At 73.7% G+C, this 16,515-nt stretch carries 4 protein-coding genes; all 4 read right to left on the minus strand.

The genetic code is table 11. The features are described from left to right. Nucleotides 1–1,318: 1,318 nt before the first annotated feature. On the minus strand, nt 1,319–4,828 hold the full coding sequence (locus AB0M28_RS25180) for a S8 family serine peptidase (protein ID WP_365409149.1): 3,510 nt from the start codon (nt 4,826–4,828) through the stop codon (nt 1,319–1,321). A gap of 583 nt (nt 4,829–5,411) precedes the next feature. Next, on the minus strand, nt 5,412–9,002 hold the full coding sequence (locus AB0M28_RS25185; protein ID WP_365409152.1) for a S8 family serine peptidase: 3,591 nt from the start codon (nt 9,000–9,002) through the stop codon (nt 5,412–5,414). Nucleotides 9,003–9,105: 103 nt separating this feature from the next. Further along, complete coding sequence (locus AB0M28_RS25190; RefSeq protein ID WP_365409155.1) at nt 9,106–12,687, minus strand: S8 family serine peptidase; 3,582 nt, start codon at nt 12,685–12,687, stop codon at nt 9,106–9,108. Between the two features lie 101 nt (nt 12,688–12,788). Then, nucleotides 12,789–16,367 carry a S8 family serine peptidase gene (locus AB0M28_RS25195; RefSeq protein ID WP_365409158.1) on the minus strand — a complete coding sequence of 1,193 codons (3,579 nt, stop codon included), beginning with the start codon at nt 16,365–16,367 and terminating at the stop codon, nt 12,789–12,791. Nucleotides 16,368–16,515 lie beyond the last annotated feature (148 nt).

Genomic DNA, 16,515 nt, shown 5'->3' on the forward strand with positions numbered 1-16,515 from the left:
AGCGGGGGTAGCCCGTACCGCCGGGGGGAGCCTGAGCGCGGGGCGGGAGTAGCCCGCACCGCCGGGGGCGGGGGGCGAAGCCGTAGCGCGGGGTGCGGGGCGCGGCCCGCAGCGGGAGGCGCAGCCCACAGCCGGAGCGGGGGTAGCCCGTACCGCCGGGGGGAGCCTGAGCGCGGGGCGGGAGTAGCCCCCACCGCCGGGGGCGGGGGGCGAAGCCCCCAGCGCGGGGTGCGGGGTGAGGAGCGGTGCCCGCGGCCCACAGCGCGGCCGGCGCATGAACCAAGCCCGCACCGCCGGAGCCCGCAAGGGGCGCGGGCGGGGGGCGGAGCCCGCAGCGCAGGGGGGCAAGGCCAAGCCCGCACAGCGAGAGCCGTGACCGTGGGAGGCGGGGGGCGGAGCCGACAGCGCAGGGCGGAGCCCACAGCGCGGGGGGCGGGGTGGTGTCCGCAGCCCGCAGCGTGGGGGTCGAGCCCGCACCGCGGGAGCCCGCAAGCGGTGGGGGCGGAGGGCGGAGCGGCAGCACGGGGGCGGAGCCCGCAGCGGGGGGCCGAGGCCGCAGCGTGGGAGCCGTGAGGGGAGGGGTCGGGGGTCGGAGCCCGCCTCGCGATGGGCGGGGCGTGACCGCCCCCGAGCGTGCGGACGGCCCACCGACACACGTCGCGGCGCTGGGACGGCACGGGGGTCGCCAGCTGCGTGCGAGCGGGTGAGCGCTCCCGTGGGAGCAGAACCGCCGGTGCCCCGAGCCCCCCGCGAACGCGGGACGCCACCCGGCCCACCGTCCCCCGCGGAAGCGGAAGCGGAAGCGGGAACGGGAACGCGCCCCGCCGGCCTCCGCAGGAGCGGGACAGGCCCCTTGCCGCCAGGCCCCCCGCGGAAGCGGCCGCGGACCGCCCCGCCGGGGCACCGTGGGAGCGGGACGGACCCCTCGGCGCAGCCAGTCCCCCGCGAAAGCGGACCGAGTCCCGGCAGCTGCCGGTCCCCCCGCAGGTGCGGGAGCGGGACCCGCGCCCCGCCGGGCCCCCGCGCGAGCGGGACAGACCCCTTGGCGGCACCGTCCCCCCGCGGAAGCGGACCCCGGCAGCCACCGGCCCCCGCGGAAGCGGGAACGGGAGCGGGACCGCGCCCCGCCGGGCCCCACAGGAGCGGGACAGGCCCCTCGGCGCCGCCAGTCCCCCCGCGGAAGCGGGCCCCCTGGCAGCCGCGGGTCCCCCGCGGGAGCGGGACGGAGCCCGGGGGAGCCTGGCCCCCGCGGGACTGGGTCCCGGGCACCGCCGGATCCCCCCGCGGGAGCGGGATCGCTTCCGCGGGGGTGAGGGCGTTAGCCCTCGAGGTCCGGGCGGTGGGTTATTCGGAGGGTGTTGATCAGGGACTTGCCGGTGAGTTCCACCAGGCGGAGGTTCAGTTGGCCGTCTGTCACGGTGATCGTGAAGGTGCGGTCGTACGCCTTGTACGAGCCGCCCGCCTCCAGGGCCACGTCGACGTTCGCGAGCTTCTCCGTGCCCTCGGCCATCACGTCGAAGACGCGCGCACCCGGCTTGGTGCCGCTGATCTCCGCGAAGCCGAGCTCGACCTGGTAGACGCCGTCCGCCAGTCCGTCGAAGCGGTACTCGAGCGCGCCCGTGCGGGCGGTGCGGTACAGCTCCTGCTCCGAGGTGCCGGCCACGGACTTCGACGTCCGCAGCAGACCCGCGTTGCCCACGTAGCCGTACGAGCCCGCGGCGTACGCGGCGTCCGACGTCCACGTGTCACCGAGGCCGTCGGTCCGCGGCACCACGCCCTCCGCGCCCGTGTCGAGCGCCGCCTGGTACGCGGGCACGACCACGGTCACCGGCAGCTCCTGGACCGGCGCGCGACCGCTCTCGGAGGTCACCGCCAGCGTGCCGCGCAGCACCGACCCGGGAGCCGCGCCCGCCGTGTCGAAGGTGAGCGTCACCTGCTGCGAGGCGCCCTTCGCCAGCGAGCCGGAGGCGGGCGCGGCCGTCAGCCACGGGGCCCCGCCCTTCTCGGCCACCGAGAAGGAGGCCGCCGACCCGGTGTTCGACAGCGTGAAGGTGCGGGTGCGCTGCTGGCCGGCCGGGATCGCCAGGGTCAGCGCCGGCAGCGCGGACGCCTTGACGACACCGGTCTTCAGCACCGTCCCGGCCCGCGAGACGCCCTGCGGCTCGACGTCCGCGGTGCGCGCGCCCGGCTCGTAGTGCGCGGCGGAGACCGCCACGTCGTACGACCCGGCGGACGTCGCCGGCACCTGGACCAGATAGGCGCCGGAGGCGTCCGTGGTGTCGGTGCCGGCGGTGACCCCGTCGCTGCCGACGGTGACGGCGGCGCCGGCGACCGGCAGCCCGTCGTTGTCGTCCGTGACGGTGCCGGAGACCACGGCGCTCTTGGTGGTGCGGAAGGAGATGGACATGCCGTCCTTCACGGCCGGCTGGTTGTAGGAGTACAGCAGCGCGTCCGTGCCGGTGGCGTTCTCGGTGCCGATGGTGGCCGCGGAGCCGTTCTCGTAGCTCCCCTCACCGATGTCCTTGTAGTGGTAGGAGTACGTGCCGTCCTCGCCGATCACCACGGAGAAGGTGACCCGCTGGGTCGAGGCCAGCGAGAAGACCGCGTTGCGCCACTCCACCACGACCTCGCGGTGCGGGGCGGTGCCGCGCTGGGACCAGTAGACGCCCGCGGAGGCGTCGACCGACATGTTGTCCCAGAACGGGTACAGCGCGCCGTTCGGCGTCCCCGTCGAGGGCAGCGAGACGTTGGAGGAGCTGGTGGAGCTGGTGCCGAAGGCCAGCACGCCTTCCGTGGTGGCGGTGGCGGTGCGGTAGGTGCGCCCGTACAGCGCGACGGGGAACGGCAGCGGGACGCTGCCCGAACCGGTCGTCGTACTGCTCATCGTCACCTTGGTCTCACCCTCGGGGAACGCCCCGCCGGTGCTCTCGCGGCAGCTGGTGCCGGCGGTGTCGAGCCGGTCCGCCAGGTCGATGTCCTGGACGGCGTCCGCGGAGAGCTTCACCGAGACGGTGGTGGGCGCCGCGCACCGGCCCGCCGGGGTGATGTTCAGCTCGTACGCGCCGAACGGCAGCGTCATCGCGTACGAGCCGTCGGCGCCCGTCGTGGCGGACACGGGCGTGCCCTGGGCGACGAGCTTCGCGCCCGCCTCGGGGCCCGCGCCGGAGCGCACCACGCCGGTGAGCCTGCCGCTCGGGGCGGCCTCGACCGCGATGTCCCGGGTGGCGGTCTGGCCCTCGAGGATCGTCACGGACGCCTCGGCCGGCAGATAGCCGTACTTGGTCACGCTGACCGTGTAGTCGCCGACCATGACCTTGGGCAGACCGTACGTGCCGTCCGCCGCGGTGGTGAGGGTGGCCTGCATCGGGCCGGAGAGCTTCACCGTCGCGTCCGCGAGCGGGGTGCCGCCCGAGGTGACGGTGCCCCCCACGGCGCCGAGGGGGCCGCGCGGGGTGGCGTTGACGGCCGCGAAGGCGTCGAGCTTGCCCTCACCCCACACGTTGTTGTTGGCCGCGGTGCCGCCGCAGGTGGTGTCGCCCGTGTCGACGGCGGTCTGGTTGAGCAGCGCCTCGGTGGCCGCCACGTCGCCGCGGATCGCGGGGGACGCGGACCACATCAGCGCCACGGTGGCGGCGGTGTGCGGGGACGCCATCGACGTACCGGACTTGGAGCCGTAGCCGCCGGGGATGGACGAGCGGACGTTCTCGCCGGGCGAGGCGATGTTGGGCTTGATCCCGCCGCTCTCACCGGTGCCCCGCGAGGAGAACGAGGCGATGGCGCCGCTGCTGTTGAAGGCGCCGGAGGAGTACGAGTTGACGTACGAGCCCGGGGAGCCGGAAGTGTTGCAGCCCGGGCCCGCGTTGCCGTTGGAGAACGCCGGGAAGATGCCGGCGTCGCGCCAGGACTGGACGGTCTGCTTGTACCAGGTGTCCAGGACGTTGGCGCCCCAGGAGTTGTTCACCACGTCGGGCGAGAGGTCCGGGCGGGGGTTCTGGCCCGCGGAGTCCGTGGGGGCCACGACCCACTGGCCGGAGGCGAGCAGCGATTCGCGGGAGCAGCTGCTGGTCTCGCAGCCCTTGGCGGCGATCCACTTGGCGCCCGGGGCCACGCCGACCTGGTTGCCGGCCCCGTCGTCGCCGACCATGGTGCCCATGGTGTGGGTGCCGTGGCTGTTGTTGTCGCAGGGCACGCCCCCGGCGCAGACGCTCGCGGGGTCGAACCAGTTGTAGTTGTGGTCGTAGGTGCCGTCGGACTTCAGCCCGCGGTACTTGGCGGCCACGGCGGGGTGGTCGAAGGCCACACCCGAGTCGATGTTGGCGACGACGACGCCCTCACCGCGGACGCCCAGCTCGCTCCAGACCCGCGGGGCGTTGATGCGGTCGACGTTCCACTCGACGCCGTCGACCGTGGGCTCCTCGTCGCTGGGCAGCGGGTCGGGGAGCTCGACCGGGTCGTCCGCCTCGAGGGAGGCGACGTCGGAGCGGGCGGCGATCTTCTCGGCGAGCGCCTTGTCGGCGGTGACCTTCACGGTGTTGGCGACCCAGAAGCTCTTGTAGCGGGCGCCGGCCTTGTCGAGCAGGGCGCGCAGCCCGGCCTGGGAGCGTTCGGCGTGCGCCGTCTCGGCCTGGTAGACGGCGCGGGCCTTGGCCGTCTTCCCCTTGGCCGCACGGGCCTTGGAGGTGTCGGCGGTGGAGTCGAGCTGGACCCAGAAGGTGACCTCGTCCTGCCGGTCGAGCTGTCCGAGGACCTTGCTCTCGGCCTTGCTCTGCAGGGTGGTGGCGGTCGGCGGGGTGCCGGCGAGCGCGGGAACGGTTCCCAGGGCAGTCATGCTCATGACAGCCGAGAGGCCGACGGCAAGGGACGCGCGCCGTAATGCGTGACGTCTGGACACGAACTCTCCTTCGCGGGAGGCGGGGATCGCCCGCCGGAACGGGGGAAGGAACCTGAAGCGCCCGTGCGTTGGACAACGCTCATGCCGCCGGCGCCCGTGGAGTGGGGGGTGCGAGCCGCGGTGCGAGCGAGGTGGTTGGAGTATGCAGGAAGCGCTTGTGGCGCGGTAGGCCACCGGCACATCGCGCGCGGGGCGGCAAAGGCGGGGCAAAGAACGGTAAGCGGAAGGCAATGTCGGCCGCCGCGCGTCCCGTCATCCCCCGCGGGGACCGGGAAGCGGAACCGACGGCTCACCGGGCGCGACGGCCTCCGGGGGGCGGAAGTGGCGGGAATATGCCATGTCGTCAAACCGCCAACTCGACTTGTCAGCCCGACACTTGACGCGGGCGCGATGGGGGCACGGGCGCCGGCGGCGGCACACGCTCACCCTGCCGATCGGCGGCTACCACCTCGAGCCCGCCCGGCGGGTCGTTCGCCGGACGGGCTCACGGGGCGGTCGGCTGGCCGCTATCCGAGGTGCGTCACCGCAGATCGGGCCGCTGGGTCACGCGGATCGAGTTGACCAGCGTCTGTCCGGTGACGGCGGCGAACTCCACGTTCAGCTGACCGTCGGTCACCGTGACCGTGAAGGTCTTGGTCAGCGCCCGGTAGGGGCCGCCGGCCTCCAGGGCGATGTCGACGTTTGACACCTTCTCGGCGCCCTCCGCCAGCACGTCGAACACCCGGCGCCCCGGCTTGGCGCCGCTGAGCTCCGCGAAGCCCAGCTCGACCTGGTACACGCCGTTCGGCACGTTGTCGAAGCGGTACTCCGTGGCGCCCAGCCGGCCGGTGCGGAACAGCTGCTGCTCGGTGGTGCCCGCGATGTCCTTGCTGGCCTCGCGCCATTCGGTGCTGCCCACCTGGCCGTACGAACCGGCGGTCCACGGCTGGTCCGTGGTCCAGGTGTCGGCGGCGGCGTCGAGGACCGGCTGGGTGCCGTCCGGGCCGGCGTTGACCGCCGTCCGGTACGCCGGGACGATCACCTTCAGCGGCAGTTCGGTGGTCGGGGCGCGCCCGCTGGCCGAGGTCACCACCAGGGTGCCGGTCAGCACGGTGCCGGGCGTGGCGTTCGCGGTGTCGAAGGTCAGCGTGACCTGCTGCTTCGCGCCCGCGTCCAGCCGGCCCGCCGCCGGGGTGGCGGTGAGCCAGGTCCGGCCGCTCTTCTCCTTCACCGTGTAGTCGGCGGCGGAGCCGGCGTTGGAGAGGGTGAAGGTCCGCTGCCGGTTCTGCCCCGGCGGGACCACCAGCGTGAAGCCCGCGGTGTTGTCCGAGGTGACGACCCCGGTGCGCAGGGCCGCCGCCGTCCACAGCACGGACAGGCCCTGGAGCGTGGCCGTGCGGGTGACGGGCTCGTAGTTCGGCGCGGCGATCCGCACGGTGTACTCGGCCGGCTCGCTGACCGGGAGCTGCGTGAGGTACGCGCCGTCCGCGCGGGGGGTGAGAGTCGCGACGGTGGTGGTGCCGCGGGTGACGGTGACGGTGGCGCCCGGTATCGGCTTGCCGTCGTTGGCGTCGGCGACCGTGCCGGAGACCGCGGCACTGCGCTCGGGGCTGAACTCCACCGACATGCCGTCGCGCAGCGACACCTGCTTGAAGGAGTACTGGAACGCGTCGGTGCCCTCGCGGTTCTCGGCACCGACGGTGGCGAAGGCGCCCAGCTCGTCGTCCAGACCGCCGGCCTCGACACCCTGGTAGTGGAAGGAGTACGTGCCGTCCTCACTGATCACGGCGGCGAAGCCGATCCGGCGCTCCGGGGTGCGGCTCACCATCATGTTCCGCCACTCGACGACGAGTTCGCGGTGACCGGCGGTGCCCCGGGTGGACCACAGGACGGCCGAGGCGTCGTCCATCCGCAGGTCGTCCCAGAAGGGATAGAGGGTGCCGTTGGGCGAGCCCGTGGTCGGCAGCGGGCCGTTCGCACCCGTCAGGTTCGGCAGGTCGAAGGTCAGCATGCCGTCCACGGCGACGGCGGCCTTCTGGTAGGTGCGGCCGTACAGGGCGATCGGGAACGGCAGGTCGATCGAGGCGTAGCCGCCGTACGGGCTGGACATCGCCAGCACGGTGCCGCCGGTGGGGAACGGATCGGCGGTCTGCCGGCAGGTCGTGCCGAAGGCGTCGGTGCGGGAGGTCAGGGCGAGGTCCTCGGCGCTGCCGGCCGTCGTCATGCCGACCGCGAACTGGGTGCCCGCGGCACACTTGTTGCGGGGCGTCGCCGTCACCTGGTAGTCGCCCACGGGCAGGGTGAGGGTGTACGTGCCGTCGGCCCGCGTGGTGGTCCTCGCCGGGGTGCCCTCGGCCCGGATCACCACGTCGGCCTCGGCGCCGGAGGCACTCGTCACCTTGCCGGTGAGAGTGCCGGTCGGGGCGACGACGAGTGCGGTGTCGCCGTTCGCCGTCTGGCCGGTGGTGACGGTGACGGTCCACTTGGCGGTGGTGAAGCCGAACTTCGCCACCGAGACCGTGTAGTCGCCGGCGATCACCCGCGGCAGCGTGTACGTGCCGTCCTTCGCCGTGCGCGCCAGCGCCTTCGCCACGCCGTCCAGGCGCACCTCGGCATCGCCGACCGGCTCCCCGCCGGACGTCACGGTGCCGGTGAGGGAGCCGAGCGAGGCGCGCGGGGCGGCGCTGACGGCGGCGTAGGCGTCGAGCCGGCCGTCGCCGTAGACGTTGTTGCGGGCCGCCGTGCCGCCGCAGCCGGTGGCGTCCACGTCGATCGCCGTCTGGTTGAGCAGCACCTCGGTGGCCGCCACGTCGCCGCGCAGCGAGGGGGACGCCGACCACATCAGCGCCACGGTGGCGGCGGTGTGCGGGGACGCCATCGACGTACCGGACTTGGCCTCGTAACCGCCGCCGGGGACCGCGGAGCGGACGTTGACGCCGGGGGCGGCGATGTCCGGCTTGACGGTGCCGTTCTCACCGGGGCCGCGGGAGGAGAACGGTGCGATCTTGTTGGCGATGTCGAAGGCGCCGCTCGCGTAGCTGTTGGTGTACGCGCCGGGGGCACCGGCTCCGTCGCAGGTGGGGCCGAGGTTGCCGTTGGAGAAGGCCGGGAAGATCCCGGCGTCCCGCCACGCCTGCACCATGGCCTTGTACCAGGTGTCCAGGGTGGCGCCGCCCCAGGAGTTGTTGATGACGTCGGGCGCCAGGTCGGGGCGCGGGTTGCGGCCGTTCGCGTCGGTGGGGGCGAGCATCCACTGGCCGGACGCCAGCAGGGCGCTCTGCGGGCAGTTGTCGGTGCCGCAGCCCTTGGCGGCGATCCAGGTGGCGCCGGGGGCCATGCCGATGCGGTTGCCGGCGCCGTCGTCGCCGACCATGGTGCCCAGGGTGTGGGTGCCGTGCCCGGCCGGGTCGCAGGGGTCACCGCCGCCCTGTTCGGCGCAGACGCCGGTGGGGTCGAACCAGTTGTACGCGTGGTCGACGGTGCCGTCCGACCTCAGGCCCCGGTAGCTGTGCAGCAGGGCCGGGTGGTCGTGGTCGACGCCGGTGTCGATGCTGCCGATGACGACGCCCTCGCCGCGGTCGCCGAGTTCGTCCCACACCTTGGGGGCGCCGACCCGGTCGATGTTCCACTCGATCCCGTCGACCTTCGCCTCGTCGGTGCCCGGCAGCGGGTCGGGCAGCTCGATCGGGTCGTCGGCCTGGATGGCGGCGACGTCGTCGCGGGCGGCGATCTTCTCGGCGAGCGCCTTGTCGCCGGTGACCTTGACGGTGTTGCTGATCCAGTACGACTCGTAGGGCGCGTGGGCCTGCTTCAGCAGCGCCTTCAGCCCGGCCTGGGACCGCTCGGCGTGCTCCTGCTTGGCCTGGAGCACCGCCCGGCCCTTGTCGGCCTTGTCCTTCTGCTTCCGGGCCGCGGAGGTGTCGGCCTGCGAGTCCAGCTGGACCCAGAACGACACCCGCTCCTTCGCGGCGAGATCCGCCAGGACCCCGCTCTCCGCCTTCCTCTGCAGCGCGCTCGTCTCCACCGGGGCGGAACCCGCGTAGGCCGGAACGGCCCCCAGCAGGGGCACGCCCAGGGCGGCTGCCAGTACGGCCGCGAGTACCACTCGCTGCCGCGAACGGCGTCTGTTCACCGTGAACTCCTCTTTCCGCCGGGCAGGGGTCGCCCGCCCGGTTCGCTCTGTGATGGTTCGGTCGCCGGACCGGCGCACCGGGTGCCGGTGCGCCGGTCGCGGGTCAGCCGGCGAGGTCCGGCCGCTGGGTCACGCGTACGGCGTTGACCAGCGTCTTTCCGGTGTGGGCGACCAGGCGCAGATTGAGCTGGCCGTCCGTGACGGTGACCGTGAAGGACTTCGTCAGGGCCCGGTAGCCGCCGCCGGCATCCTTGGCGATGTCGAGGGCGGTGATGCGCTCGGTGCCCTCGGCCATCACGTCGAAGACCCGCTGCCCGGGCTGGACGGAGCTGATCTCGGCGAAGTCCAGCTCCACCTGGTAGACCCCGTCGGGCAGGGTGTCGAAGCGGTACTCCACGGCGCCCTGCCGGGCGGTCGTGAACAGCGCCTGGTCGTCCGTGCCTTCGATCGTCTTGCGGGTGCTCGCCTTCACCGCGTTCCCGAGGTAGCCGTACGAGCCGTCGGTGTACGCCCGGTCGCCGCCCCAGATGTCGCCGGGCCCGTCGGTGTACGAGACGTCCTCGGCACCAGCGTCCAGCGCCGCCCGGTAGGCGGGCACGGCGACGGTGACCGGGAGCTTCAGCTCCGGCGCGCGGCCGCTCTCCGAGGCGACGACGACCGTGCCGCGCAGCACGGTGCCGGGGGCCGCGCCCGCGGTGTCGAAGGTCAGCTCGACCTGCTGCCCGCCCGCGGCGTCCAGCCGGCCGGCGGCCGGGGTGGCCCGCAGCCAGGCGGCGCCGCCCGCCTCGGTGACGGTGTAGTCGGCGGCGGAGCCGGTGTTGCCCAGGGTGAGGGTGCGCTTGCGGGTCTGGTCCGCCGGGACGATCACCGTCAGCGGTGCGGTGGGGGTCATGGTGACCCGGCCCGTGGTGAGGGTGGTGTCGGCCCGGTCCGCGGTGCGGGCGGCGAGCGTGGCCGTGCGGGTCCCCGCCGTGTAGTGCGGCGCGGCGACGGTGATGTCGTACCCGGCCGGGTCCGTCGCCGGGACCTGCACCAGGTACGTGCCGTCGGGGCCGGCGTTGCCGGTGGCGACGGCGGTGCCGCCGCGGCTGACGGTGACGGCGCCACCGGCGACCGGCTTGCCGTCGTTGGCGTCGGTGACCAGGCCGGAGACGGCGGCGGTCTTCCCGGGCCGGAAGACGAGGGCGGTCCCGTCGCTGATGGACGCCTCGTTGAGGGAGTACTGCAGGGCGTCGGTGCCGTCGGCGTTCTCCGCGCCGATGGTGGCGCCGAGGCCGAGGGCGTACTGGCCGCCGGTGGCGTTCTTGTAGTGGTAGGAGAACTCGCCGTCCTCACCGATCACGGCCGCGAAGGTGACTCGCTGCGTGCGGGCGTTGCTCGGCGCCATGTTCCGCCACTCCACGACGAGTTCGCGGTGCGGGGCCGCACCCCGGGTGGACCAGTAGACGCCGCCGTCGGCGGTGGCGAGCTGCAGGTTGTCCCAGAAGGGGAAGAGGGAGGCGTTGGGGTAGCCCGTGTAGGGCAGCGAGTGGTTCGTGGAGCTGTTGACGAAGGTGCCGAGGGAGAGGTAGCCCTCCACGCTGACCGAGGCCTTGCGGTACGTCTGGCCGTACAGCGCGACCGGGAACGGCAGCTGTATGGAGGCCGAACCGGCGTACGGGTCGACGACGTTGAGCTTGGCGGCGCCGGTGGGGAAAGCGGCGTCGCGCGTCACCCGGCAGGCGGTGCCGAACTTGTCGCTCCGGTCGGGCAGGGCGAGGTCGCGGCTGTTGGCGCCGGCCTCGATCCCGACGGTGTACGCGCCGACGGCCGCACACCGCGAGACGGGTGTGACGGTCAGCTGGTGCGTACCGGCCGGCAGTTCGAGGGTGTACGTCCCGTCAGCGCCGGTCGTGGTGGTCAGCGGCGCGCCGGACACCTCGATCCGCGCGCCGGCCTCCGGTTCGCCGCCGTGGCTGACGGTGCCGGTGACGGTGCCCAGGGGCGCGCGCTCCAGGCTGAGGTCGCGGGTGGCGGTGACGCCCTCGGTGACGGTGGCGGTGGTCTCGGCGGTGACGTAGCCGAACTTCGACACCGTGATCCGGTAGTCGCCGACCATCACCTTGGGCAGCGCGTACGTGCCGTCGTCGCGGGTGGTGGCCGTCGCGTACATCGGGCCGCGAAGCTCCACGGTGGCGCCGGCCAGCGGCGCGCCGCCGGAGGTGACGGCGCCGGTGAGGGCGCCCAGCGGGCCGCGGGGGGCGCTGTTGACGGCGGCGAAGGCGTCGAGCTTGCCCTCGCCGTAGACGTTGTTGTTCGCGGGCGTGCCGCCGCAGGTGGTGTCGTCGGCGTCTGCCGCGGTCCGGTTCAGCAGCTGTTCGGTGGCCGCCACGTCGCCCCGGACGGCCGGGGACGCGGACCACATCAGCGCCACGGCGGCGGCGGTGTGTGGGGACGCCATCGACGTACCGGAGTTGAGGGCGTAGCCACCCCCGGGCACCGAGGAGCGGATGTCCACGCCGGGGGCGGCAAGGTTGGGCTTCACGCCGCCGTCCTCGCCGGTGCCCCGGGAGGAGAAGTACGCGATGTGACCGTCGCTGTCGAAGGCGCCGCTCGCGTAGGTGTTGGTGTACGCGCCGGGGGCGCCGGCGGTCGCGCAGTCCGGGCCGGCGTTGCCGTTGGAGAAGGCCGGGAAGATCCCTGCGTCCCGCCAGGCCTGCACCATCGGCTTGTACCAGGTGTCGAGGGTGCTGCCGCCCCAGGAGTTGTTCACCACGTCGGGGGCGAGGTCGGGCCGGGGGTTCTGGCCGGAGGAGTCGGTCGGGGCGAGGATCCACTGCCCGGCGGCCAGCAGGTCGTCCTGCTCGCAGCCCAGCGACGTGCACGCCTTGGCCGCCATCCAGCGGGCGCCGGGGGCGACGCCGATGCGGTTGCCGGCGCCGTCGTCGCCGACCATCGTGCCCATGGTGTGGGTGCCGTGGCCGTGCTCGTCGCAGGGCGCGGCGCCGTCGCAGCTGCCGGTGGCGTCGAACCAGTTGTACGCGTGGTCGACGGTGCCGTCGGACTTCGTGCCCCGGTAGCTGTGCAGCAGGGCCGGGTGCTGGTACTCGACGCCGGTGTCGATGCTGGCGACGACGACGCCCTCGCCGCGGACGCCCAGCTGGTCCCAGACCTCGGGGGCGTTGATCGCGTCGACACCCCACTCCACACCGGCGGCGGTGGGCTGGGCGGTCGCGGGCTGCGGGTCGGGGAGTTCGACGGGGGTGTCGGCCTGGATGGCGGCGACGTCGTCGCGGGCGGCGATCTTCTCGGCGAGCGCTTTGTCGCCGGTGACCTTGACGGTGTTGCTGATCCAGTACGACTCGTAGGGCGCGTGAGCCTGCCTGAGCAGCGCCTTCAGCCCGGCCTGGGTGCGGTCGGCATGCTCCTGCTTGGCCTTGAGTACCGCCCGGCCCTTGTCGGCCTTGTCCTTCTGCTTCCGGGCCGCGGAGGTGTCGGCCTGCGAGTCCAACTGGACCCAGAACGACACCCGCTCCTTCGCAGCGAGGTCCGCCAGGACCCCGCTCTCCGCCTTCCTCTGCAGCGCGCTCGCCTCCACCGGGGCGGAACCCGCGTAGGCCGGAACGGCCCCCAGCAGGGGCACGCCCAGGGCGGCTGCCAGTACGGCCGCGAGTACCACTCGCTGCCGCGCTCTGTGTTGCCTCACGTACGGACTCGCTTTCACTTCATCAGGGGCGAAAGGGGTCTCCCGCCCGTCGGGCGGCCGGCGGTGCGCCGTCGCACCACCGGCCGCGTTCGGGGGCGTGCTCAGCCGGCCAGGTCGGGCCGGTGCGTCACGCGGAGGGTGTTGACCAGGGACTTGCCGTCGGTGCTGACCAGGCGGACGTTGAGCTGCCCGTCGGTGACCCGGACGGTGAAGGTCTTGGTGAGCGCCCGGTAGGTGCCGCCCGCCTCCAGGGCGATGTCGACGTGCCGGAGCTTCTCCGCGCCCTCGGCGAGGACGTCGAAGACGCGCTGGTCGGGCTTGGTGCCGCTGATCTCGGCGAGGCCCAGCTCCACCTGGTAGGTGCCGTCGGGCAGTCCGTCGAAGCGGTACTCGTACGCGCCCTGCGTGGCGGTGCGGTACAGCGTCTGCTCGTCCGTGCCGGCGACCGTCTTGTTGGTCCGCAGCACGCCCGAGCGGCCGAGGTAGCCGTACGAGCCCTCGGTGTACTCGCGGTCGGGGACCCAGGCGTCGCCGAGCGCGTCGGTCGCGGAGGTGTCGGCACCGGCGTCGATGCCGGTCGCGTACGCCGGGACGACGACGGTGACCGGCACCTCGACCGTCGGGTCGCGGCCGCTGCGGGAGGTCACGACGACCGTGCCGCGCAGCACGCTGCCGGGGGCGGCCGTACCGGGGTCGAAGGTGAGCCGGACGTCCTGCCCGGCGCCCTTGTCCAGCGTCCCCGACGCGGGGTCGGCCTTCACCCAGGCGGCGCCGCTCTTCTCCTTCACGCTGTAGCCGCTCTGGTAGCCGTCGTTGGCCAGGGTCAGGGTGCGGGTACGGGTCTCGCCCTTCGGTACGACGACGGTGAACCCGCCGGGTGCCGCGGTGACCCGGCCGGTCTGCAGGACGGTGTCCGTGCGGTACGCGGCGCCCGGCGCGAGGGCGATGGTGCGCAGCTCGGTGACGTAGTCGGTGGCGCTGGTGTAGAGCTTCCAGTCGTTCGCGGGGCTGACGTTCGCGACCTGGACCAGGAACGTGCCGTCCGCCGCGGCGACACCGCCGCCGTTGCCGGGGATCCCGCGGTAGACGGAGATCAGGGCGTACGGGACCGGCTTGCCGTCGTTGGCGTCGGTGACGGTGCCCGAGACGACGGCGCTGCGGGTGGGACGGAAAGCGATGGTGCGTCCGTCGGCCAGCACCGGCTGGTTGTACGAGTAGAGCAGCGCGTCGTCGCCGCCGGCGGCCTCGACGCCGACGGTGGCGCCCGTGCCGCGCTCGTTCGCGCCCGTACCGACGTCCTTGTAGTGGTAGGAGTACGTGCCGTCCTCCCCGACCACCAGGGCGAAGCTGAGGCGTTCGGCGGGCGCGGCGGCGACGGCCACGTTGCGCCATTCGACGACGAGTTCGCGGTGCGGGGCGGTGCCGCGGGCCGACCAGTACACGCCGCCGCCGGAGGGCACCGTGAGGTCGTCCCAGAAGGGGTAGAACATCGTGTTCGGGTTCGAGCCGGTCGGCAGCGAGGTGTTGGCGGACACCGTGGCGTTGGCGGCCTGGAAGCCGGCCATGCCCTCGACGCTCACCGTGACGCGCGAGTAGGTCTCGCCGTACAGCGGCAGCTGGAAGGGCGAGTCGAACTGGGCGGAGCCGGCGGTCCCGTTCAGCGCCAGCCGGGTCGTCCCGGTCGGGAACGCGGTGTCCGTGCCCTCGCGGCAGTCGGTGCCGAAGTCGTCGACCAGATCGGCGAGGTCCACGTCGTGGGTGCCGTCGGCCCGCAGGTCCACCGGGAAGCTCGCGGTGGCCGCGCAGTGGGTGCCGGGGGTGACGGCGATGACGTACGCGCCGAGCGGCAGGGTAAGCGTGTAGCGCCCGTCGGCGCCGGCGGTGGCGGTGACGGGCGTCCCCTGGACGGCGAGCCGGGCGCCCGCCTCCGCTCCGGCGGAGCTGCGGACGCTGCCGGTGAGGGTGGCGGTGGGGGCGCTGTCCAGCACGGCGCTGAAGGAGGTGGTCTGCCCCTCGGTGACGGTGAGGGTGGATGCGGCCGTCAGATAGCCGAACTTGGAGACGGTGGCGGTGTAGTCGCCGGCGCTGAGCTTCGCCGAGGAGAAGGAGCCGTCGGCGCCCGTGGTGAAGGAGGCGTCCAGCGGACCGTGCAACGCGACCGTCGCGCCGGCCAGCGGCTTGCCGTCGCTGCCGGTGACGGTGCCGGTGAGGGCGCCGACCGGGCCGCGCGGGGAGCGCAGGACGGCGGCGTAGGCGTCGAGCTTGCCCTCGCCGAAGGTGTTGTTGTCCGCCGCCGTGCCGCCGCAGCCCGTGGCGTCCACGTCGACGGCGGTGGTGTCGAGCAGCTGCACCGTCTCGGCGACGTCGCCGCGCAGGGCGGGGGCCGCCGACCACATCAGCGCCACGGTGGCGGCGGTGTGCGGCGAGGCCATCGACGTACCGGAGATCGCGCTGTACGAGCCGCCGGTCCAGGACGAGCGGATGTTGACGCCGGGTGCGGCGATGTCGGGCTTGATCGCGCCGTCCACGCCGGTGCCGCGGGAGGAGAAGCCGGCGATGGCGCCGGAGCTGTCGTAGGCCCCGGAGGCGTACGACTCCGGGTAGGCGCCCGGGGATCCAGCGGTGTTGCACTCCGGGCCCGCGTTGCCGTTGGAGAAGGCGGGGAAGATGCCGGCGGCCCGCCAGGACCGCACGGTCTGCTGCAGCCAGGTGTCCAGGACGTTGGCGCCCCAGGAGTTGTTGATGACGTCCGGGGCGAGGTCCGGGCGCGGGTTCGCGCCGTCCGCGTCGGTCGGCGCGATCATCCACTCGGCGGCGGCCAGCAGATGGGCGCGGTCGCAGGAGCTGTCGGCGCAGCCCTTCGCGGCGATCCAGGTGGCGCCGGGCGCGACGCCGACCTGGTTGCCGAGGCCGTCGTCGCCGGCCATGGTGCCCATGGTGTGGGTGCCGTGGCCGTGGTTGTCGCAGGGGCCCTGGCCGGCGGAGCAGACGCCGGTGGGGTCGAACCAGTTGTAGGCGTGGTCGAAGGTGCCGTCGGCCCTGGTGCCGCGGTAGTTCCGGACGAGCGCCGGGTGGTTGTACTGCACCCCGCTGTCGATGTTGGCGACGACGATGCCCTCGCCGCGGTCGCCGAGCTCCTTCCAGACCTTGTCGGCGCCGATCCGGGAGATGTTCCACTCCACCGCGTCGACGGCGGGCTCGTCGGTGCCGGGCAGCGGCGCGGGCAGCTCGACGGGGTCGTCGGCCTCGACGGCGGCGACCTCGGGCCGGGCGGCGAGCTTCTCGGCGAGCGCCTTGTCGCCGGTGACCCGCAGGCTGTTGTCGATCCAGAAGCCGCGGTAGGCGGCTCCCTCCTTCTTCAGCAGGGCCTTCAGCCCCGCCTGGGCGCGGGCCGCGTGCGCGGTCTCGGCCGCGAGGACGGCCCGGCCCTTCCTGGCCTTGGCCTTCTCGTGGGCGGCGGCCGCGAGGTCGGCCGTGGAGTCCAGCCGGACCCAGAAGGTGGTGCGGTCCTGGTCCGCGAACCGGGCCAGCACCCGGTCGTCGGCCTTGCGTGCGAGGGCGGACGCCTCGGCCGGGGTGCCGGCCGAGGCGGGAACGGCGGCCAATAGTGGCAGGCTCATGACACCTGAGAGCAGGGCGGCGAGGGTTGCGCGCCGCCGTACGGGGGCTTGCCTCAACACGAACTCTCCTTCACCGAAGGGGGATCACCGCTGCAGTATGCGATCCGGATCACATGCGGCGGGGCGCTGGACCATGGCGACATCGCGACATGTCGTCCCCTCGCCAAATCGCCCCGGTACGACGCGGGGCCCGCCCGGCAACTGCCGG

It is taken from the genome of Streptomyces sp. NPDC051940 (assembly GCF_040680895.1).
Lineage (GTDB): Bacteria > Actinomycetota > Actinomycetes > Streptomycetales > Streptomycetaceae > Streptomyces.

Bases quoted from the DNA above. Each gene is read 5' to 3' on its own strand.
- AB0M28_RS25180 (WP_365409149.1), bottom strand. From the start codon at position 4,828: ATGACTGCCCTGGGAACCGTTCCCGCGCTCGCCGGCACCCCGCCGACC.